This window comes from Anaerotignum sp. (genome assembly GCF_031981185.1).
Lineage (GTDB): Bacteria > Bacillota > Clostridia > Lachnospirales > Anaerotignaceae > Chakrabartyella.
The window spans coordinates 1-21,112 of sequence record NZ_DALYUL010000032.1 but is presented as its reverse complement, the minus strand read 5'-3'; the positions used below and the strand labels follow the sequence as shown (position 1 = coordinate 21,112).

At 40.3% G+C, this 21,112-nt stretch carries 21 protein-coding genes and 3 tRNA genes; 6 read left to right on the top strand and 18 right to left on the bottom strand.

The genetic code is table 11. The features are described 5' to 3' along the window. The 3 genes from rho to RTK36_RS14600 all read right to left on the bottom strand — a co-directional run. A partial coding sequence (rho, locus tag RTK36_RS14610; RefSeq protein WP_312047971.1) for a transcription termination factor Rho occupies positions 1-1,089 on the bottom strand: 1,089 nt, incomplete at its 3' end. 21 nt (positions 1,090-1,110) lie between these two features. Further along, positions 1,111-2,211 (bottom strand): LysM peptidoglycan-binding domain-containing protein, encoded by a 1,101-nt coding sequence (locus tag RTK36_RS14605; protein ID WP_312047970.1) that lies wholly within the window; start codon positions 2,209-2,211, stop codon positions 1,111-1,113. 181 nt (positions 2,212-2,392) lie between these two features. Beyond that, positions 2,393-4,000 carry a CvpA family protein gene (locus RTK36_RS14600; protein ID WP_312047969.1) on the bottom strand — a complete coding sequence of 536 codons (1,608 nt, stop codon included), beginning with the start codon at positions 3,998-4,000 and terminating at the stop codon, positions 2,393-2,395. Between the two features lie 166 nt (positions 4,001-4,166). Between RTK36_RS14600 and RTK36_RS14595 the strand changes: the two genes are divergently transcribed. Further along, positions 4,167-4,814: an adaptor protein MecA gene (locus tag RTK36_RS14595; RefSeq protein WP_312047968.1), complete on the top strand. Its 648-nt coding sequence runs from the start codon at positions 4,167-4,169 to the stop codon at positions 4,812-4,814. A gap of 56 nt (positions 4,815-4,870) precedes the next feature. Here RTK36_RS14595 and RTK36_RS14590 read toward each other — a convergent pair whose 3' ends face one another. The 15 genes from RTK36_RS14590 to mazG all read right to left on the bottom strand — a co-directional run bounded on the left by RTK36_RS14590 (position 4,871) and on the right by mazG (position 15,411). Beyond that, the gene (locus tag RTK36_RS14590; protein WP_312047967.1) at positions 4,871-5,545 is read right to left on the bottom strand and encodes a DUF2461 domain-containing protein; all 675 of its coding nucleotides are present in this window, start codon (positions 5,543-5,545) and stop codon (positions 4,871-4,873) included. A 283-nt stretch (positions 5,546-5,828) separates the two neighbouring features. Then, entirely contained in the window at positions 5,829-7,808 is a 1,980-nt protein-coding gene (locus RTK36_RS14585; protein ID WP_312047966.1) for a sodium-translocating pyrophosphatase, read from the bottom strand. A gap of 730 nt (positions 7,809-8,538) precedes the next feature. Then, positions 8,539-9,471 carry an AEC family transporter gene (locus tag RTK36_RS14580; RefSeq protein ID WP_312047965.1) on the bottom strand — a complete coding sequence of 311 codons (933 nt, stop codon included), beginning with the start codon at positions 9,469-9,471 and terminating at the stop codon, positions 8,539-8,541. A gap of 126 nt (positions 9,472-9,597) precedes the next feature. Further along, positions 9,598-9,963 (bottom strand): phosphatase PAP2 family protein, encoded by a 366-nt coding sequence (locus RTK36_RS14575; protein ID WP_312047964.1) that lies wholly within the window; start codon positions 9,961-9,963, stop codon positions 9,598-9,600. 199 nt (positions 9,964-10,162) lie between these two features. Next, positions 10,163-10,735, bottom strand: coding sequence for a manganese efflux pump MntP (locus RTK36_RS14570; RefSeq protein WP_312047963.1), 573 nt, complete (start codon positions 10,733-10,735; stop codon positions 10,163-10,165). Positions 10,736-11,295: 560 nt separating this feature from the next. Next, the gene (locus RTK36_RS14565) at positions 11,296-11,820 is read right to left on the bottom strand and encodes an ECF transporter S component (RefSeq protein WP_312047962.1); all 525 of its coding nucleotides are present in this window, start codon (positions 11,818-11,820) and stop codon (positions 11,296-11,298) included. Positions 11,821-11,959: 139 nt separating this feature from the next. After that, positions 11,960-12,032, bottom strand: a tRNA-Val gene (locus RTK36_RS14560). Positions 12,033-12,059: 27 nt separating this feature from the next. Next, positions 12,060-12,131 (bottom strand) — tRNA-Glu (locus RTK36_RS14555). An 8-nt stretch (positions 12,132-12,139) separates the two neighbouring features. Then, positions 12,140-12,213 (bottom strand) — tRNA-Met (locus RTK36_RS14550). 78 nt (positions 12,214-12,291) lie between these two features. Continuing rightward, positions 12,292-12,621, bottom strand: coding sequence for an FtsB family cell division protein (locus tag RTK36_RS14545; protein ID WP_312047961.1), 330 nt, complete (start codon positions 12,619-12,621; stop codon positions 12,292-12,294). Next, positions 12,551-13,153 carry a spore cortex biosynthesis protein YabQ gene (gene yabQ, locus RTK36_RS14540; RefSeq protein WP_312047960.1) on the bottom strand — a complete coding sequence of 201 codons (603 nt, stop codon included), beginning with the start codon at positions 13,151-13,153 and terminating at the stop codon, positions 12,551-12,553. Before yabQ ends, RTK36_RS14545 begins: the two co-directional genes overlap by 71 nt. A gap of 15 nt (positions 13,154-13,168) precedes the next feature. Continuing rightward, complete coding sequence (gene yabP, locus RTK36_RS14535) at positions 13,169-13,447, bottom strand: sporulation protein YabP (protein WP_312047959.1); 279 nt, start codon at positions 13,445-13,447, stop codon at positions 13,169-13,171. Positions 13,448-13,824: 377 nt separating this feature from the next. Next, a complete protein-coding gene (locus RTK36_RS14530; protein WP_312047958.1) occupies positions 13,825-14,064 on the bottom strand; it encodes an RNA-binding S4 domain-containing protein in 240 nt (79 codons plus the stop codon). Between the two features lie 237 nt (positions 14,065-14,301). Continuing rightward, entirely contained in the window at positions 14,302-14,577 is a 276-nt protein-coding gene (locus RTK36_RS14525; protein WP_066053258.1) for an HU family DNA-binding protein, read from the bottom strand. A 45-nt stretch (positions 14,578-14,622) separates the two neighbouring features. Then, entirely contained in the window at positions 14,623-15,411 is a 789-nt protein-coding gene (gene mazG, locus RTK36_RS14520; RefSeq protein WP_312047957.1) for a nucleoside triphosphate pyrophosphohydrolase, read from the bottom strand. 207 nt (positions 15,412-15,618) lie between these two features. Here mazG and RTK36_RS14515 point away from each other — a divergent pair, with 207 nt between their 5' ends. The 5 genes from RTK36_RS14515 to RTK36_RS14495 all read left to right on the top strand — a co-directional run. Continuing rightward, entirely contained in the window at positions 15,619-16,473 is an 855-nt protein-coding gene (locus tag RTK36_RS14515) for a sulfide/dihydroorotate dehydrogenase-like FAD/NAD-binding protein (RefSeq protein WP_312047956.1), read from the top strand. 17 nt (positions 16,474-16,490) lie between these two features. Further along, entirely contained in the window at positions 16,491-17,882 is a 1,392-nt protein-coding gene (gene gltA / locus RTK36_RS14510) for an NADPH-dependent glutamate synthase (protein ID WP_312047955.1), read from the top strand. Positions 17,883-18,302: 420 nt separating this feature from the next. Continuing rightward, complete coding sequence (locus RTK36_RS14505; RefSeq protein ID WP_312047954.1) at positions 18,303-18,911, top strand: MBL fold metallo-hydrolase; 609 nt, start codon at positions 18,303-18,305, stop codon at positions 18,909-18,911. A 111-nt stretch (positions 18,912-19,022) separates the two neighbouring features. Then, a complete protein-coding gene (gene glpK / locus RTK36_RS14500; protein WP_312047953.1) occupies positions 19,023-20,522 on the top strand; it encodes a glycerol kinase GlpK in 1,500 nt (499 codons plus the stop codon). Positions 20,523-20,642: 120 nt separating this feature from the next. Further along, positions 20,643-21,112 (top strand): ATP cone domain-containing protein (locus tag RTK36_RS14495; protein ID WP_312047952.1); only part of this gene is annotated, 470 nt, incomplete at its 3' end.

Here is a 21,112-nt window from a genome sequence, read left to right as displayed (position 1 = left end):
GGTTAAACTGCCACCTTTTTCAATATTTCTGGCAGCACCGAAGAAACGCTTTGGCATATACAACGCCGCCGGGTCCAAACCACCGGAGAGGGTTCTTCCACTGGGTGGAATGGTCAAGTTATAGGCTCTGGCCAGCCGTGTTAAGCTGTCTAGGAGGATGACCAAATCTTTTCCTTGTTCTACAAGGCGCTTTGCTCTTTCCAAAACCATCTCTGTCACTCGTTTATGGTGTTCCGGCTGTTCATCAAAAGTAGAGTATACAATCTGAACATTCTCGCCTTCTATGGATCTCTGAATATCAGTTACCTCTTCTGGTCGCTCATCAATCAAAAGTACGATAAGATGTACTTCTTTATGGTTTTTTGTAAGGGCATTGGCCATTTGAGTCAAAAGAACGGTTTTGCCAACCTTAGGGGGTGCTACAATCATTCCTCTTTGTCCCTTCCCAATGGGCGCACAAAGATCGATGATTCTTCCTGAAAGCTCTTCTCGACTAACCTCAAAGCGCAGCTTTTCTTCAGGGTAAATAGGTGTCAAATCTTCAAAATTTGGGCGTTTTGCCGCCTGATCAGGAAAGTCTCCGTTAACCGATTTTACGAATAACAGGGCACCAAACTTCTCACCCTCTCTTGCCGTACGAATATTTCCCTTCACTGCATCCCCAGTTTTTAGATTAAACCTTCTGATTTGAGAAGGAGACACATAAATATCGCCTGACCCAGGGAGAAAGTTCTGAGTTCTAAGGAACCCAAAGCCATCGGGCATTACCTCCAGTATTCCCTCTCCCGGTACGCTATTTTCCATAACCGCAGCTTTTTCTTCCCTTTGTAAATTTCTTTCCCTGTGGGCATTCCCCTCATCTTTGCCCTCCGTGGGCAATTCGGGTTTTTTCACCGGCTCCTGATTGTCCTGCAGAGAAAAACCATAAGCAGTCACACGCTTAACGGCAACACGTTCCGCCTGAGACTGCTTTTCAGATATCTTTACAATCAATTCACTTTTTTTAAGAGAGGAAATGGACTTAATGTCCATTTCTCTCGCCATTTCTCTCAATTCTGCCAGAGTTTTTTTCTGCAGATCGTTTTCCATGTTCTATTCTCCTATCTTTTATCATCTAGGAATTTTCAGCTTTGTTCCAACGCCGATGGTATCTGTTTCCTTTAAATTATTTGCATCTAAAATTTTCTGAAATTCAGCACCATTCCCTAACATCTTCTGGGCAATTTTCCATGCAGTGTCACCATCTTGTACAACATATTCTGTTGCACTTGTGCTATTCCCTGAAGCATTACTTGTTGTATTGGGCTTAATTGAACTAGAATTATTTGAACTAGGGGTATTTGTGTTGGAATTGTCTGCGCTAGACGTGCTTTTTTCTGGGTTGGTACCTTTCAATTCTGCCAATTCTTCTTCCAACTGCATTTTTTCAAGTTGGACTTTTTCATACTTGCTACTCAAATCTCCATTGGCAGTCACCTGATTCTGGGCCTCCTCTAACTTACTACTTAGGCTGACACATTTAAAAATCAGGAACACAATTAATATTAGCCCAATGATGCCTAAAATTATACTCAGCTTGCTCATCCCGCCGCGATAATCCTCATCATCATCATAATCATCATAAAGACTGTCTAAATTCTCCTGTTTAGCTTTTTCTGCAAAATCCAAATCCTCATATCGGCCTCTGCCATTCGGTGTAAAATCTTCAAAAGCATTTTCTTCTTTTCTAGATTTTTTCCGCTTTGCAGGCGCAAAGGTCTGTTGAGAAGCTTCTTCTATCATTTTAGATTTTTTGCGAGAAGGCACTACGCTTACATACTGAATGCCATCATCATACTCGTCCTGTTCCATTTTATGCCCGGAAGAAGCCATATTATTCGTATCTTCTCCAGAAGGATCATAATTATTTCTTGCACGTCTTGAAACATATCTAGTGGGATCCCCCTCTTGCTGTGGTGCCTTTCTAATTTCATTGATTTCACTGCTTACCTGTTGCATTCTTGCCTCCCGAACCTCCTCAATATCCTCTCTGGAAGGACGTCTTTTAGAGCGACTGTTTTCCGTGTTTCCGTCCTTACTCATTAAAGGGTGTGTCTGCATTAAAATATCAACTACTTCCTTTGGTAGATCGTTATATAAATCTTCATAGTATTCGTTATCGTTCATACCTCGAGTGCCGGGGCTTGTATTGCTATTTTTATCACCGCTCATAATTTACCTCCGCTGGATTAGGAGATTCCTACTTTTGCTCATAAGAATCACATTATATCTTATTATTTTACATTCTTCCTATTAAAGTGTCAACATATGGGAAACTTTTTCAGAAAAATATAATAAACGCAGTAAAACAGCCACCAATGGAATAGTGGCTGCTTTCCTTACCTTATATTATTTACTTTAATTTAATAACATCATTCACACCGTTTGGTTCTACCACATATTCTAAAGAAATGGTGTCTCCAGCTTGTTTTTTCAAAATTCCCAGTTGAGATTTTACCTCAACTTCGAAAAGTTGTTCACTGCCATCCAGCATCAAATAATAGTAAGTGTTCCCATCCGCCACAATATCTTTCATCATGGTAATGGTACCACTAATTTGCAAAGCCTTGCGGGAATCAATGGTATTAATCCCGTTGCCAGCCATTAAATTACGGTATACCTTTTCACATTCAGCCACAGTATCCCCAATAGCAACAATTTGATATTTTTGAATATTCACCATTGCATATTTCTTAACCAGCCCAGCTGCATCCTTCAAAGAAAGGAAGTAAGTTGGCTCATTGGCAATGTTTAATAAAATCGGGAAAGTAGCATTATAGCCTAAATGCTGAACCTGCCCTTCCGCAGAAGACATAGCAGAAATTTCCTTTGCTCCGGAAACCTGATAATACTTAGTTTCCTTCGTTCTGGAATTCATCAGCACAAAACCAACGTTGGATTCATCGCCACCAATGGAAGTAACACCGGTATATACCCAAACGTCATCATCAAGAGCGATATAATTGTAGCCCTCTGTGCTCTTCAAGCACTCCCTTTGTCCGAAGATACTGTTGAGATAGCCTTTCTTCAAGGTGCCATAATAGTCGTATTGTTCAATCAAAAGGTTGGCGTCATAAATCTTGTCAATCCAATGAGGCACGTCGGCAATATCATAATAAACATGCTCACCTGTTACGGCGTTTACCACAATTGCCCCTTTGATATCTGTTCCGCCAAACAAACCGATGGTTTTATCCTGAACAGCGCATACCCAATAAGGAACGCCGCTTTCATCAATTTCAAAATTAGTTGTACGAATCATTGCACCGGGATAACGGAACCGAACATATCGATATAAATTTCGCCCAAAGTGCTCAAAAGGCGAGTACTTAATCCCTTGTTGCAGCTTAATTAGATCAACATTTTGTGTTGTCATATCAATTTGAATATATGCAGGGATCCCTGTACTGCGGTTCGTAATCCATTTAATCAAATCACCGTAGCGAAGAGGGGTAACCCTGACAGGTTTTCCTTGATAATTAATTTGGTTAAAATAGGAACTTACTTCATATTGGGAAACCATATCCACCATGCTTCCCATTTCTCTCTCCGCAAGCTTTGCGGCAGAATCACTATCCAAAATAGGTATTTTGTTATAATCAACCTCATGAATATCAGTTGCAAAGTCGCTGTTTTCCACCGTTAAAATTCGATTGTAGGCAGATGCCCTTATAATAGGCGAAGAAAGCAAAGTACCCACAATATAAAATATTGCCAGTGCCAAAGGAACAATCAAAAGCTTTTTCATGATTTTCCTGTTTGCCGCCCGCTCAGGGCTTGTTCTATCCAGAAAAACCGCACGGAATATGGTCCAAAAGTTAATAATAATCCCTACCACTAGAATCGTTAAAACAAACACCCAACTATCACGAGAGTGAATATTTAACGGAGGTAAGTAATAATAATACATACCTGCCCAAATAAGAACAGTCAATATTATTGGAATAAGCCGCTTCTTCATTACAGCTATCACTCCTTCTTTGTTAAAATTAATATAATATGGCGGTATTACCCTCTTTACATCTTCTCTCCAATTCATTATACTATACTATATTTCAAGTAAAAAGTATAGTGGAATTCAAAACACGACCCGTTTTTCTAATTGAAAAGATAAGGAAGTGATTTAAATGAAAATAGAACGTGTAAGCGAAAATCAATTAAAGTTAACCCTTACCAGGGCTGATTTGGTGGAACGAGACTTAAAATTGGAGGATTTGATCAATCCTTCGGAAAAAACACAAAAGCTTTTCCGGGATATTATGGAGCAGGCCTTGGATGAATACGATTTTATTAATGAAAGTACACCCCTTATGGTTGAGGCAGTTCCAGTGGGTATTGACGGCATTATGATAATCGTTACAAAAATTGATCAGAAAAACAAAAGTGAAAATCCTATGGATTTGCTGTTTAAAAACAAAGAGGCACATAAATGGAAAAAGAAACCCCTAGATTTGGTTGAAACAAAAGATCTTGAGGGTGAAGATATACTTATTTTTTCTTTCCAAACCTTGGACGATGCCATTGATGCCAGCCTACGTTTAGACGACTGCTATAGAGGGGAAAGTGCATTATTTAAAAGCAACGAAAGATTTTTCCTCGTTCTGCAGGCGGATACATATACCGCCGATGAAAGTAATGACTATATTGAACTTATTTTAGATGAATTCGGTCAAAAACACATTTCCACTACTTTATCGAAATATTTTCTTCTGGAGCACGGCGAAACAATGATTAAAACAAATGCCGTTGCATCCTTAGCAAAAGCTTTTGGATAACAAAAAATAAAGTTCCTTCCGTTGCAATTCACGTTGCCGAAGGAACTTTTATTTTTTTATTCACATTTGATGTCTTTCAGATAACGATACAAAGGAACCAAATCCTTCCACTTTTCAACAATCATCTGTGGCAGTGCTTCAGAAAATATGATATCCTCAATACTTTTGACTTCATTCACATAAAAGTTTTTCTTAATATACCATGGGCCTATCTCTTTGGGCAATGCCGAGGCATCTACCTTTTTATAGTCCTCACCCATCAAAATAAAGTCTTTCTTCTTTTCAATTCCTTCAATTATGTTCAGAAAATCAATAGATTTATTTCGTATCTTCTCTCGATATGCATTGAGATAGGCAGGGGTTGCCTCATAAACTCCCATGCCGTGGCTATAACCTTCCGGGGTTACTTCAAAATAAAATGCAGGACGCATTTTCCAATCCGTCCCTGTCACTAGCGGCTCTTTCAACACCACCCAGCGGCATGAGCGATAAGGACTTTTATCTTTGGAAAAGCGAATATCACGATTAATTCGAGATACCGACCAGTCCATCTTTTCCCCTGTGGCATCAGCAAAACTCTCAGAAATGGCAGCAGAAAATTGGTCAAAGGGTGTTTTTAATACCGTCTTGTAACGCTCCCTGTTCTGATCCATCCATTCCTTGCTGTTGTTCATTCTAAGCTCCCACAAAAAATCTATTGTCTCAGGTAAAAAACCAGTAAAATTTTTCATTTTCTTCCCCCCTTTATCACTAATTATAGCACAAGCCATTTTTTATGGATAGAAAAAAATCGAATTACCACAGTTCTCCTTCCCTGTTCCCGCAATGCCAGCAAGTATATTGCTGATAACAATTTTATTGCACAATCCCCTATTTCCAATAATCCTAAAATCAACTAAAACAGGGTGGCGACTTTGTCACCACCCTGTGAATAAGCTTTTATAAAGCCTACAAAGAATAAATATTTGAGAAACGATTTGTTCCACAAACCTATCCAATACAAATCAAAATCAATTACAGAATGCTACCAATTGACATAAACAGAGGCGCAAATACCAAAGATACAACTGTCATTAACTTAATCAAAATGTTGATGGAAGGACCGGAAGTATCCTTGAATGGATCACCTACAGTGTCACCAACAACTGCTGCTTTGTGTGCTTCACTGCCTTTACCACCATGATTGCCTTCTTCGATATATTTCTTTGCATTATCCCATGCACCACCTGCATTGGACATGAAAATAGCCATAACTACACCGGTAACTAAGGAACCAGCCAACAAACCACCTAAAGCGGATGTCCCCAAAAGGATACCAACAACCAAAGGAGCAGCTACTGCCATGATACCGGGTACCAACATTTCCTTCAAAGCTGCTGTTGTAGAAATCTCAACGCACTTCTTGTAATCAGGCTTTCCTGTTCCCTCCATAATTCCAGGAATGGTACGGAACTGACGTCTTACTTCTTCAATCATCTCGAATGCTGCTTTACCAACGGACTGCATTGTAAATGCAGAGAAAAGGAAAGGAAGCATACCACCAATAAACATACCAATGATTACTCTTGGCTCAAGAATAGAAATTTCTGTCAGACCAACAGCAGTTGCATAGGATACAAACAATGCCAAAGCTGTCAATGCAGCAGAACCAATCGCAAAACCTTTACCCATAGCCGCTGTTGTGTTACCAACGGAATCAAGCTTGTCTGTAATAGTTCTTACAGAATGATCCAAACCGCTCATTTCTGCAATACCACCTGCATTATCTGCAATGGGGCCATAAGCATCAACGGCAACTGTAATACCTGTTGTGGAAAGCATACCAACCGCTGCCAAAGCAATGCCATAAAGGCCAGCTACTGCATGGGCAATAAAGATACCAATTACAATCAAAATAACGGGAATCGCTGTGGATTCCATACCTACAGCCAAACCACTGATAATTGTTGTTGCAGGGCCTGTTTCGGACTGATCCGCAATTTTCTTAACGGATTTATAATCACCGGAAGTATATACCTCTGTGATAACACCAATCATAAGACCAACAATCAAGCCAGAAATAATTGCAACGCCGGCTTTCATATCACCAAAGAATAAGTAGCTTAATGCCAAGGAAGCAATGGCAACCAATACTGCTGCAGAGTAAGAGCCTGCTTTCAATGCCTTGTGAGGGTTAGATTTCTCATCACCCTTAACAAAGAATGTACCGATGATAGAAGCCAAAATGCCAATAGCCGCCAACACCAATGGGAACACAGCGCCTTCTACCTGGAAGTAAATAACCCCCAACGTAATTGCGGAAATGATAGAACCAACATAAGACTCGAAAAGGTCAGCACCCATACCTGCAACGTCACCAACGTTATCGCCAACGTTATCAGCAATAACAGCAGGGTTACGAGGGTCATCCTCTGGAATACCCGCTTCAACCTTACCAACCAAGTCAGCACCAACGTCAGCAGCCTTTGTATAAATACCACCACCAACACGACCAAATAAAGCGATAGAAGAAGCACCTAAACCAAAGCCAAATAAAATGTTAGCATTTTGTGTCAATACATAAATTGTGCCAACACCAAGCAAACCAAGGCCAACTACGGACATACCCATAACGGCGCCGCCGCTGAAAGCGATAGAAAGGGCTTTGTTCATGCCGCCAACTCTGGCTGCATTTGCAGTTCTAACGTTTGCCTTTGTTGCAACTGACATACCAAAGTAGCCAGCAAGAGTAGAAAGGAGTGCACCAACTACGAAACAGCCCGCTGTCATCCAGTCTACACCAAAACCAATCAAAATAAATAAAACCACTGCAAAAATAACTAAGATACGGTATTCTGCTTTCAAGAAAGCATTTGCACCTTCTCTGATGGCAGCTGCAATCTCTGCCATTCGTTCTGTTCCTTCTTCTTCACGGTTAACCTTCCCCGCAAGAACGAAGGCGAACACCAGCGCAAGTACACCAAATACAGGCGCCAAGTACATCAAGTTTTCCATGATTAAATCCCCCTGATTCTCTTTTGAATTATTTCTTAATGTATTTTAGATATTATTTCCGCCCGACCATTTGATCGGAATAACAAAACCCGACTATCCATAAGATTCCTAATACACATCCTTAGTTAATAAATAGACAAAGACACCACCCTCTTTTTCTGCCATGGTTAGCCCTGTCCCTAGCAGATTACAAAGTGCAGTATCTGACTGTATCCAAATCCTATTTTAAGTCTTATTCTGTCCCACGCACTAGTATAAACGATATGATTAGGAAAAATCAACCCTTTCAGGCATTCCTATCCATTTTTTTTGAAAAAAAATTGTCTTTTTTCAAAAATAAATGACCTTAGTATGCAAAACCCCTTAAAATACCTCTTTTTTTGAAAAACATAGTGAATATTTTCACTCTCCATGTACGTTCTTATTTCTGTTAGCGTCGCCTTTTATAAACCCTCTCAAATACGTATTTTAGTATAGTAAAACCAGCAGACCATGTAATACCCATAATTGAAATAAATAATCTTTATTGGGAAACATCATTTCCAAATTTATCCCCCTTAGGCGTTCCCATAAAACATTCTTTTCCATAAAAAAAGCCTGATTGCAAAAATAATTTTCTCTCCAATACAGGCTTCATTTTTCATAAGTTTTTCAATACTCTTATTGCAATGACATCTTTAAAATACATTCATAGCTTCAGTGATAAATAGACCTCTCAAGCTTTTCTTATTTAAGCCCTGCACAAAAATTCTGCAACAAGAGGAAGTGTAATCACAGATAAAATGGTGGAAACAAAAACATATTCCGATGCTCTTTTTGCATCATTTCCATATAATTCTGCAAAAGAAGGCAGTGCTGCCGCTGCTGGTGTCCCCATAAGCACTACCAATACATTAAGAGCCATGCCTCTCAAGAAAAAGGCAGCAATGATTTTTGTCATTATTGGCATAATAATCAATGTGAAAAAGCTGAAAATATAAACAACCTTATCTTGAAAAATCTCTCTAACATTTGCTGCTGCCAGTAATGTCCCAATATAAATCATCGACAAACAAACTGTTGTGTTTGCGCCAAATAGCAACGCATCATAGATAGGCGCAGGCAAAGTAATCGAATTCACAAAACAAAATACTCCGATAATTGCGGAAAAACAAATCAAATTAAGAAAAGCGTCTTTCATCAATTTACCGAAAGATTTCTTGTTCTCGCCTCCCAAATTAAACAAAACTGAGCAGACGGTAAACAAAAATACGTTACAGGTAAACATAACTGCCACGCAAAAGATCAGTCCTTCTGCACCGTACATCGCCATAATCAAAGGCTGTCCCATAAAAATAACATTGCTATACACGCCACCGCCAGTAAATAGTCCCAACTCTTTCAAGTCCATTTTCCTTACTTTCCCCACTGCAAAAAACATCAGTGCACCAATACAGCATATAAAAAAAGTTACAGCACAGGTTTCCAAAAATCCCGCAAAAATTTCAGCCGAATACTCTCTTTGCATCAAAATGACCATATTACACGGTACAGCCACACGGGTTAATACAATGGAAAGTCCCTTTGCATTTGCCGTAGATAAATATTGCTTTTTATGCAGTACAATACCGACAACCATAAGGATTACCATAGTCAGTAACTGCAAAATAACTGGTATTGCCATATTCAAACCTTCTTCCCTTTGTCACTGAGTGCTCCCTCCGCTCCCTCCAAGAAGTGGAAACATCAATCCAATTAAAAAACTATTCCTTTATTCTATATAAAAAAATATCCCTTTGCAATCATTTTTTTACGAAATTCGACTTTTTTTTGACAAAGTAAGTCTTTGAAAAAGGTAAATAGCACTCTTAGCGGCAACCCAACCTGTAAAAGCCCCAGCCAAAACATCCGTGGGAAAATGAACCCCCAAATACAACCGGCTGAACCCCATTAATGTTGCAAATATATATGCAACCATGCCCCATTTTTTATTCAGGGTATAGATAGCGGTGGCCGCTGCAAATGAAGCTGCTGTATGTCCTGAGGGAAAGGAAAAATCATGTAGCCTAGGGACCAAAATATCATACCCCAACAAATCATATGGGCGCATCCTACCAACCATAGGTTTCAGCAATATATTACAAAATAATGTATTTACGGCCAAGCTAAGGGCCAAAATAATCCCCCCTGACCTGTATGAATTGTTTTTGTTACCTATTAAAAAAAAGAGGATTGTCAATGCAATCCAAATTAGACCCCGATCCCCCAATTGAGATATAAAAATCATGGGTTTATCCATCCATGGGACACAAATAAAACCTCTTAATCCCGTTAATATAAAACTATCAAGCGACTGTATCCACACCATATATTTATCATCCACCCCCCAATAGTGTATGCTCCAATAAAATCTTAGCCCCAATCAAAATCAATACTACACCGCCAATAATTTCAGCCTTTGATTGCAGTTTATCCCCCAAGTATTTACCTGCGTAAGCACCAACACAAGAAAGCACAAAGGCAACCACGCCAATAATGACGCCGGCCTCTAAAATATTCACATCTAAAATGGCAAAACTAATTCCCACTGCTAAGGCGTCAATGCTGGTTGCCACCGCCTGTAAGAAAAGCATTTTATTCGTTAGTAAAGGGCTGCAACTATCGTTATCCCCTTCACCTTTAATGCTTCCATAAATCATGTTTCCTCCGATTACAATCAGTAACAAAAATGCAATCCAATGATCAACAGCCTCTATGTAGGTCTTTACACTACAACCTAAAAACCACCCAATGACAGGCATTATGAACTGAAATCCGCCAAAAAAGGCCGCCTGCCTCAAAGCATCCTTTTTCCCAAACCCACGTGTACAAACGCCATTGGATATAGAAACAGCAAAGGCATCCATAGCAAGGCTCACTGCTATTAAAACAATTGTGATTAGTTTCAAAACCTTTTCCTCCTATTCTTTCAACTTTCAAAGTCTTAGTGGAATATAACACAACCTTTTTCATCAGTCAATTACTCCATTGAAAAGACCATTGCACTATTTATTCTATGTAGAAAAATCAAAAAAGTACAACCTTTGTAAAAATGATACCTTTTTAACAAAAATTGTATTTTGTTGTGTACATTCCTTGTGAAAACATACAAACTCACTCTGTTCATTTTAATATTTCAATAAATCTATATAAAAAAACTATGAATTTGACGATACAAATGCATTCCATTTTATCAGTTCCACTTTTATTATTTTACTGCCTTTACCTTCTCAAAAACAACTGATATGACTTCATTTCATTATATCCTGAAACTCCTCTTTTTAAAACTTAGATATGCCACTCTTTGCCCACAAAATTCTTCTTGTATACAAAAAGGTTTGTTGTCAGCAATGAGCAAACAACAAACCTTTAAACTTAACGATTTAATACCTACATGTAATATCAAATACTACCAAATGTTGAAAAAAATTCTGTCTTACTACTATATTAATGTATCCTAAAACAAATTTCACCGAGTTAGGACATATTTGTATATTTTCGCCCTGTGAAATGCAATACCCACCACAATAAAAATTACAAAACCAGCAAAGCCTTGAATCAAATTCTCGGGAATAGAAACTGCCGCAACGGCAAAGCTGCTTTTCAAAATGCCTCCACCTACGAAATAGCCAAAAACCATCCATAGAATGCCCAATACCGACCCCGTCATATTTCTTGGGGTGAAAAATTTCTGGTTGCTCTCAGAAAAAGAAGCAATCATCCCAACAAGATACCCCATAATTCCCTTTATTATAAAGGTAAAAGGTGCCCAATGGCCATACCCACTTAATAAGTCTGCCATTGCAGACCCTACCCCACCTGCAACCATACCATATTTGGCACCAAAAAAAACACTAATCAGCAGTATCATGCTGTCACCTAGATGTATATATCCCTGGGTGGCAGATACGGGAATTTGGAATATCATGGTACTCATTGTAACTAACGCAACTAACAGTCCTTGGATACATAATTCTTTTGTTGTCGTTTTCATTGCACTCACATCCTCCTATTTATTAATAGAAGGTTACCATATTTGTGCTATTACGACTAGAGGTTTCAAAAGAAAACGAAAAATTGTATCGAAACAAATAAACAGATTGTTTCGATACAATTCTTTTGACAAAAAAGAATGGAAGTTACAGGGCTCGAACCTGTGACCCTCTGCTTGTAAGGCAGATGCTCTCCCAGCTGAGCTAAACTTCCATGCTTAAGCAATATTAAGATAACTAATGACCCGTAAGGGAATCGAACCCTTGTTTCAGCCGTGAGAGGGCCGCGTCTTGACCGCTTGACCAACGGGCCGAAAAAAATAGCGGAGGAGGGATTTGAACCCCCGACACTGCGGGTATGAACCGCATGCTCTAGCCAACTGAGCTACTCCGCCACAAGTCGACCACTTGATTATACCCATTCCTCCATACGTTGTCAAGCTTTTTTATATCGTTTTTTATGTTTTCTTGCACTATTGACTTCTGTTTATGTACAAAACCTCGTTTGGTTTTATCATGCCAAGCTGTTCTTTTGCAATTTGCTCTATATAGCTATCGCTGTTATAATATTTCTTGCGTTCTTCAAGCTCCAGTTTTTTTTCCTGCTCCATCTGGATTTGAGATGCTACATCCACCCGCTCTTGTCTCAGCTGATCACAAGCTCTCGACCGCCCAAAGACACCAAGGGCAACGGCACAAACGAAAACACTTAAAAATATGCGAATGAAGATTTTATCTAGTCTTGGCTTTTTTTTCCCTATGCTTTCCCTTCGCTGGTCTTTTTGCTTTCGCCTTTTGCGCATTTGGCTCGTCACCACTTTTCCGTTTTTTTCTCACCGCAATCTTCCAATCTCTCCGCAGTGTATTCAGCTTTATTTTTGCATAAAAATTACAGGAATGCAACACTTTTTTCTTGAACTTACCGCAAAAAAAGCCAGCTTTCCTCATGGGTGTACGTATTACCAAATAAACCAACCGAAAGGGCGTCATTATAATAGTAAAGAATAAATATAGCACTTTTTTTACAATGTAAATCACCTTGTCGCTCACGGCAATCACCAAATGACTTAAGGATAAAAAGTATACCCCCATACCACCAAACATGCCCAAAATCATAAAAAAACGTATTTCTCCTGCGTTTGCTCCTAATATTACCACGAAGGCAAAAATAACTGAACAAAGCCAGTATACCCCATCTTCAAGTTGTACCCACAACCGCTTGTGGGGGATAATATGACGGAACACACGCAAACAATCATAAACTAAGCCAAGAATCCCCCCTAGCAACACAGATAAGAGAAACAATTGCGCCTGTCCTTGTAACGATAGTATCATTGCAATCTCCCCTTTTTATCGAAACAATTTTCCCAAAAAAGAGTGTTTCTCACCTAGCGTTCCATCAGAGTATGTAATGCTGTCGAACAATCCCTCAATTGTTACCTCTCCTGCATCTAAATCCAGTTTGCCCATATGTATTCCTGTGCCCTTAATCATCATCAATCCACAATCCGTTTCTAGCATTATCCCCTCTTCATCAAAGGATAGTACCTCCAAAACACCGCCCATACGAATGCGTTCCCGCTCCTCCATGGATACTGTATGTCTATTTCGTTTTCTCTCCTCTGCCATTAGATCTGCCTCCCGCATTTTTTGTCTGGTATCAATATATGTCCGTGAAAAGGCTTTTAGACTGCATAAAAAGCACCTTCCTCCCAAGAACACAGATGCCCAGTTGTCAATACAGTCTACCTCTTTGAAAAAAGCTGCGTTTCTACGAGCTTTTTAAGCTCTTATTTGACAAATAGGATGGGCAAATCACCCTGGAATTTTATTTCGTTCTCACTCGTTTCACGTTCAAAAACACAGGAAAAAATCATCCCCCCTTTACACAAAAACAAGAAAAAAAGCCTCTTTACGCCGCTAAAAATTACTTTCTTGCGTCGCAAGTTTGGCTTTTCATGTTAAACAGATACTCTAAAACCATATGTGAAATCCTTTTTAGTTTGTTATACACTGCGATACATTGCAGCTGCGTCTTCCTTACGGGGAGACTCTTTTAGGCTTAACACTTCTAGACGGGTAGTGTTACTACCAAACTGAATTTCAATCATATCTCCCACTTTAACTTCGGCACCTGCCTTTACTACCTTGCCATTTAACATAACTCTCCCTGCATCACAAGCCTCATTGGCAATGGTTCTGCGCTTAATCACACGGGATACCTTAAGAAATTTATCAATACGCAACGAGCTTCCTCCTTTTTGCAAATGCTTTCTAAAATAAGCATACGCCTAGCCAAATCATCAAAAATACTTCTCAACTGTCGAAAATTCAGCACTTTGAATACTTAACTACAAAAACCTTATTTCTCCCTTTTAAGATACCCTTGACTCCTGGTAGTAAAACAATACTGTTTGATTAAAACCCAAAAGGCAAAAATAAAACGCCCTTCTTACGAAAGGCGTGTTATCAGCATACAAAAATTATTTGTTGATTGCATCCTTCAGAGCCTTACCAGCTTTAAATCTGGGTGCTTTGGAAGCGGGAATGGGCATTGCCATACCTGTCTGAGGGTTTCTGCCTTCGCGAGCCGCTCTTTCTGCTACATCAAATGTACCAAATCCTACCAGCTGAACCTTGCCATTCATCGCGAGTTCTTCTGTTACTACATCTTCAAAAGCTTTCAGAGCCTTTTCAGCATCTTTTTTGCTCATTTCTGCCTTCTCAGCGATAGCAGCTACCAAATCAGATTTGTTCATTATAAATTCCTCCTCAATACAATTCATTAAATTTATTGGATTCTTTTAATCAGATAAAGACTTCGTTTTTGCCTCATCCCAAAGATGATCCATTTCTTTCAGAGTCATTTCAGAAAGCTTCTTTCCCTCTGAAAGCGCTGAATTCTCAACATACTCAAATCTATTTATAAACTTTTTACTGGCTTTTGTCAAGGCAATCTCTGGATTTATTTTTAAAAACCGGGAAATATTCACCACTGCAAACAAAAAATCCCCAAATTCCTCTTCATCTGTCCCCAAACCTTGCTCAATGGCCTCTGTCAGCTCAACTATCTCCTCCCTTACCTTATTCATAGCATCTCCAATTTCAATAAAATCAAACCCAACATCTGCCGCTTTTTTTTGAACTTTTTTTGCATAAATTAGGGATGGCAACGCCATAGGAATTTGCTTCATGGCCTCACTTTGGGTGGTAATCTGCTTTTCTTGTTTTTTCAGGATTTCCCAGTTTACCAAAACCTCATCTGCCGTGTCCGCCTTGGCATTTCCAAAAACATGAGGATGACGGTATATCATTTTTTTGCAAATTCCCTCAATCACATCCTCCAATCCAAAGCTTCCTGCCTCTTTAGCAAGCTCTGCATGGAACACCACTTGCATCAACACATCCCCAAGCTCTTCCTTTAAATTCACTTTATCTTTTCTCTCAATGGCGTCTACCGCTTCATACGCCTCCTCCAGCATAGCCTCTCTTAAGGATTCATGGGTTTGTACTCTGTCCCAAGGGCATCCACCCTCGCCCCGTAACTTTTCTATAATTGCCTGTAAATCATCTAAAGTATATCTTTTGTCCATAAAAAGTGCCTCCTATTATCTTTTTATATGCCCAAATTTTGTTTTTTGCAGTCTACAAAACCAATAAACTTTTTGTCCCCAATAACTTAGAAAAACAGCGTTTTTATCCTTTTGTCCCCACTGTTTTTGTGTTATGATAATTCTATCAAAAAATGCCGCTAATTTAAAGCGGCAAAAAAAATCAAAAAAGAGAAAGGAAGTTTGCCCATGTTTCGAATTGTAGATAAAAGAGAGCTAAACAGTGCGGTAACTCTTTTGGAAATCGAAGCCCCTTTTGTTGCCAAAAAAGCGCAAGCGGGCCAATTTATTATTTTCCGTGTAGATGAATACAGTGAACGAGTTCCCTTGACCATTGCAGATTATAATAGGGAAAAAGGCACCGTTACAATTATATTCCAAAAAGTTGGTTTTTCCACCAGCCTTCTTGCGGCCAAGGAAATTGGCGATACCATTTTAGATTTCGTTGGGCCTTTGGGCACAGCAACGGAATATGAAGGAATGAAAAAAGTTGCTGTGGTTGGCGGCGGTGTTGGCTGCGCCATTGCTTATCCCCAAGCAAAAGCCCTCCATGCCATGGGTGTAGAGGTAGATGTTATTGTTGGTTTCCGTAATAAAGATATCGTAATTTTGGAAGATGAAATGAAGGCTGTTTCCACAAACTACTATCTTATGACGGATGATGGCTCTAAGGCTGAAAAAGGCTTTGTCACAGATAAATTAAAGGCTTTGATAGAGGCAGGAAATCAATATGATACCGTCATTGCCATTGGCCCTATCCCCATGATGAAATTTGTCAGCCTGACCACAAAACCCTTTGGCATTCATACCATTGTAAGCTTAAATCCTATTATGATTGACGGCACAGGTATGTGCGGCGGCTGTCGTGTTACCGTTGGGGGCGAAATTAAATTTGCCTGTGTTGATGGACCTGATTTTGATGGCCACTTGGTAGATTTCGATGAGTTGATGAACCGTAACTCTATTTATAAACAAAGAGAAGGGGAAATTTCTAAGGATCATGTCTGTCGTATGGACAAGCTGGCCAAGGAAGTTATTCATTAAAGGGGGATGTATGCGTCATGGCTAATATGAGTTTAGAAAAAATTAAAATGCCTGAACAGGCACCTGATATTAGAAATAAAAATTTCGAAGAAGTTTCACTGGGTTATACTAGTGAAATGGCAATGGAGGAAGCAACCCGTTGCTTAAATTGTAAACATAAACCATGTATCGAAGGATGTCCCGTAAACGTTCGTATTCCTGAGTTTATTGCAGAGGTTGCAAAAGGTGATTTTATGGCTGCATATAAAGTAATCACCTCAACCAATGCCCTTCCCGCTGTTTGCGGACGTGTTTGTCCCCAGGAAAGCCAATGCGAAGCAAAATGCGTTCGTGGTATCAAGGGCGAAGCTGTTGCTATTGGTCGTTTGGAGCGTTTTGTTGCTGACTGGTATATGGCTAATGCCACAGAAACACCTGAAAAGCCTGTTTCCAATGGCAAAAAAGTCGCCGTTGTTGGTTCAGGCCCCTCAAGCCTTGCCTGTGCTGGTGACTTGGCAAAAGCCGGCTACGACGTAACTGTGTTCGAAGCCTTTCATAAAGCAGGTGGCGTTTTGGTTTACGGCATTCCTGAATTCCGTCTGCCCAAGGGCATCGTGCAAAAAGAAATTGATACCTTGGCGGCTTTAGGCGTAAAGTTTATGACAAATATGGTAATTGGCAAGGTACTCTCCATCGATGAAATCATTGAAGATATGGGCTTTGAAGCGGTATTTATCGGCACTGGTGCAGGTCTTCCTTCCTTCATGAGCATTCCTGGAGAAGCTTTGGTTGGTGTATACTCCGCCAATGAATACTTAACCAGAATTAACCTGATGAAAGCATATGAGTCAGAATATGATACCCCCATCCGTAACAGCAAGTCCGTTGCAGTTGTTGGTGGTGGTAACGTTGCTATGGACGCGGCAAGATGCGCAAAGCGTCTTGGTGCAGATAATGTTTATATTGTATACCGCCGTTCCGAAGCAGAAATGCCCGCACGTTTGGAAGAAGTGCATCATGCCAAGGAAGAAGGCATCGAATTCCATCTTCTGCGTAACCCCGTTCAAATTTTGGATGACGGAAAAGGACAAGTTTGTGGCATAGAGTGCTTAAAAATGGAGTTGGGCGAACCTGATGCCAGCGGAAGAAGAAGTCCCGTCCCCATGGAGGGATCCAACTATGTCATTGATGTTGATACCGTGGTAATGTCCATCGGCACTTCTCCAACCCCTCTTATCAGAAGCACAACCAAGGGGCTGGAGTCTAACCGCAGAGGCTGTCTCGTTGTCAATGAAGAAACCAATCAGACAACAAGAGAAGGCGTTTATGCCGGCGGAGATGCAGTAACCGGTGCAGCCACGGTAATTCTCGCCATGGGCGCAGGCAAAAAAGCTGCTGCTGCTATTGATGACTATCTGAAAAACAAATAATTCTACCTTAATACATAAACTACAGGGGTGCTGCTAAATTTGCAGCACCCTTTTTTAAGACCTTGAGGGCCTTGTGAAACCGCATAAATGCGGTCTAATAATATTAAAAAGTTGGCAGACATCCTTAAAATTCAATTTCTAATAAGCAACTATACCAAGAAGCAAAGTGATTAGTTTCAAATTTCACCAGCACAAAAAATAATAGTCCACCTTCCGAAACCCCATTTATGGGATTTTCATTAAAATTGTGGGTCTTGCTTTTTTTAAAAAGCAAGTGGGTGTGAGCAAGCCCATGGTCTTAAATGCCTTACGAGGTTTTACTTGAATCCTGTTTTTTCCCTTGGCGAAAGCTAGGGATTCTGATATAATCTAAAAAGATGTATACGGAACGATTAACCTATCGATAAAGGAGGCTATCCCATGAAAATCAAAACCCTAGCAATGGGCTCAATTGGGACAAACTGCTATGTGGTTTCCGATGATGTAGGCAACGCAGTCATCATTGACTGTGATGGAGACCCAAGACCATTGTATTTTTATATCTCTGAATTCAACTTGAAACCCACTCATATCCTGCTGACCCATGGCCATTTTGACCATATCGGTGCTGTTGAAGCAGTGAAAGAAAAGTATGGCTGTAAAGTAATTGCGGGAAAGGACGAATTCCGCATTTTGACCGATCCAGCTGCCAATTGCTCTATCTACGGTGGCGGCGCAATCACCGTCCTTCCTGATGAATTGGTGTCCGATGGAGATAGTATCATTGTGGGGGATATGAAATTTGAAGTCCTTTTCACCCCAGGCCATACAGAAGGAAGCCTATGCTATATCTTAGGTGATAATATCTTCTCAGGAGATACCTTATTTCAAGGGTCCTGTGGTAGAACAGATTTAGCAACGGGAGATTGGTCTACTATTTTACGATCCTTGAAGCTGCTTCGCGACCTTCCTGGTGATTATACCGTTTATCCAGGTCACGGCCCAGCTACCACCATGGAAATTGAAAGAAGCTCTAATCCCTTTATGTAAATAAAATGACCCTGTGCCCTTTCTTCGGGGAACGGGGTTTTTCTAAGTAATTCTTCATAATTTTGTATGTCCAGATACAACAGGCATTCTCACAAAAAGGAGGCTTTTTCTATGAAATATATCCTTTCTCTGGATCAGGGCACAACCAGCTCACGTTCTATCTTATTCAATCAGCAAGGACAAGCACTGTTTACTGCCCAAAAAGAATTTACCCAATATTATCCCCACCAGGGCTGGGTGGAACATAACCCCATGGAAATCTGGCAGACACAGCTGGAAACCGCCAGAGAGGTCTTAGAAAAATCTGGGGTTCCCGCCGAGGAGATTGGTGCCATTGGTATTACAAACCAAAGAGAAACTACCATTCTATGGGATAGAAGGAACGGCCGCCCCCTTTGTAACGGTATTGTCTGGCAGTGCCGCCGCACCGCTCCTTTTTGCGATTCATTAAAGGAAAAAGGCTTTGAAAATTTCTTCCGAGAAAAAACAGGATTACCCATTGATGCCTACTTTTCTGCAACAAAAATTAAATGGATTTTAGAAAATGTTCCTCATGCCAAGGATCTAGCTCAAAAAGGTAATTTGCTTTTTGGTACTATTGATACATGGCTGATTTGGAACCTAACGGGAGGGCAGGTTCATGCCACGGATTACTCCAATGCTTCCCGTACCATGCTCTTTAATATCCATACCCTTTGTTGGGATAAAGAAATATTAGATTTACTGGAGATCCCCGAAAGTATTTTGCCCAAGGTGGTGCCTTCTTCAGGCATTATAGGTCATACTCTGCCTACTCATTTGGGTTGTCCCATTCCCATTGCAGGTGTTGCGGGAGATCAGCAAGCGGCGTTGTTCGGACAAGCCTGCTATTCCCCTGGTGCAGCAAAAAATACCTACGGAACAGGATGCTTTCTACTCATGAACACAGGAGAAACTCCTGTGCAATCCAAAAACGGCCTGCTCACAACCATCGCTTGGGGCTTGGACAATAAAATTACCTATGCACTGGAAGGCTCCGTCTTTGTTGCAGGGGCAGCCATTCAATGGTTACGGGATGAATTGAAAATGATTTCCTCAGCGGCAGAAACAGAGGAACTTTGCTGTTCTGTTGATGATACTTGTGGTGTTTATTTGGTGCCTGCCTTTACAGGTCTAGGGGCACCTTACTGGGACCCCTATGCCAGAGGGCTTTTAACAGGCTTAACAAGAGGTGCAAACCGTGCCCACATTGTGCGGGCCGCTGTAGAATCCATGGCTTATCAAACCTATGACGTGCTTCACGCCATGGAGCAGGATGCCCAACTGCCCCTAGCAGAACTTCGGGTAGATGGCGGTGCCGCCGCCAATGCCTTCTTACTGCAATTTCAGTCCGATATCACCGGAGCACCTGTTTTACGCCCTTCCACACTGGAAACTACAGCCTTGGGTGCCGCATATTTAGCGGGGCTAGCTGTTGGCTATTGGAAGAATCTAACGGAAATTAGAAGAAATTGGCAAGTGTCCTGTGTTTTCTCCCCCAAACTATCCAAGGAAGTTGCAGAGGAAAAAAATAACGGCTGGAAAAAGGCTGTAAATCAAGCTCTAGGTTACAAATCACAAAACAACATATAGTATATTTTCAATTTTATATTGAAAAACAACACAATATATGCTACATTTATAGTCACTGATTATATAGGGCAAATTGCCCTTCTCATACTATTTTTGACTATAAAAAGGAGGAAGTCGCTTATGTATGTAATTAAAAAAGATAATACCCACGAACCTTGGAATATTCAAAAAGTTGTGGTGGCTGTCAACAAATCCGCCTATCGTGCCTTGGTAAAGTTCACCCAAAAGGAGCTGGACTTTTTATGCACCTATGTTGAGGAAAAAGCTCTTTCCCTAGGGAAAGAAGGCATCCCCATTGCAGAGATGCATAATATTGTAGAATCTGCTTTAGAACAAGTAAAGCCCGAGGTTGCAAAAAGCTATCGAGATTATCGAAATTATAAGCAGGACTTCGTAAAAATGTTGGATGAGGTTTATAAAAAAAGCCAATCGATCATGTATATTGGTGATAAGGAAAACAGTAATACAGATAGTGCCTTGGTTTCTACAAAGCGCAGTCTGGTTTTCAATCAGTTGAATAAGGAATTGTATCAAAAATTCTTTATGACCACCGAAGAATTACAAGCCTGCCGTGATGGTTATCTTTATGT

Coding starts and splice junctions, on each gene's coding strand:
- RTK36_RS14525 (WP_066053258.1), bottom strand. CDS start 14,577: ATGAACAAATCTGATTTGGTAGCTGCTATCGCTGAGAAGGCAGAAATG.
- RTK36_RS14505 (WP_312047954.1), top strand. CDS start 18,303: ATGAAAATCAAAACCCTAGCAATGGGCTCAATTGGGACAAACTGCTAT.
- RTK36_RS14600 (WP_312047969.1), bottom strand. CDS start 4,000: ATGAAGAAGCGGCTTATTCCAATAATATTGACTGTTCTTATTTGGGCA.
- RTK36_RS14585 (WP_312047966.1), bottom strand. CDS start 7,808: ATGGAAAACTTGATGTACTTGGCGCCTGTATTTGGTGTACTTGCGCTG.
- glpK (WP_312047953.1), top strand. CDS start 19,023: ATGAAATATATCCTTTCTCTGGATCAGGGCACAACCAGCTCACGTTCT.
- RTK36_RS14590 (WP_312047967.1), bottom strand. CDS start 5,545: ATGAAAAATTTTACTGGTTTTTTACCTGAGACAATAGATTTTTTGTGG.
- gltA (WP_312047955.1), top strand. CDS start 16,491: ATGGCTAATATGAGTTTAGAAAAAATTAAAATGCCTGAACAGGCACCT.
- yabQ (WP_312047960.1), bottom strand. CDS start 13,153: ATGATACTATCGTTACAAGGACAGGCGCAATTGTTTCTCTTATCTGTG.
- RTK36_RS14545 (WP_312047961.1), bottom strand. CDS start 12,621: ATGCGCAAAAGGCGAAAGCAAAAAGACCAGCGAAGGGAAAGCATAGGG.
- RTK36_RS14605 (WP_312047970.1), bottom strand. CDS start 2,211: ATGAGCGGTGATAAAAATAGCAATACAAGCCCCGGCACTCGAGGTATG.
- mazG (WP_312047957.1), bottom strand. CDS start 15,411: ATGGACAAAAGATATACTTTAGATGATTTACAGGCAATTATAGAAAAG.
- RTK36_RS14595 (WP_312047968.1), top strand. CDS start 4,167: ATGAAAATAGAACGTGTAAGCGAAAATCAATTAAAGTTAACCCTTACC.
- RTK36_RS14515 (WP_312047956.1), top strand. CDS start 15,619: ATGTTTCGAATTGTAGATAAAAGAGAGCTAAACAGTGCGGTAACTCTT.
- RTK36_RS14565 (WP_312047962.1), bottom strand. CDS start 11,820: ATGAAAACGACAACAAAAGAATTATGTATCCAAGGACTGTTAGTTGCG.
- RTK36_RS14580 (WP_312047965.1), bottom strand. CDS start 9,471: ATGGCAATACCAGTTATTTTGCAGTTACTGACTATGGTAATCCTTATG.
- yabP (WP_312047959.1), bottom strand. CDS start 13,447: ATGGCAGAGGAGAGAAAACGAAATAGACATACAGTATCCATGGAGGAG.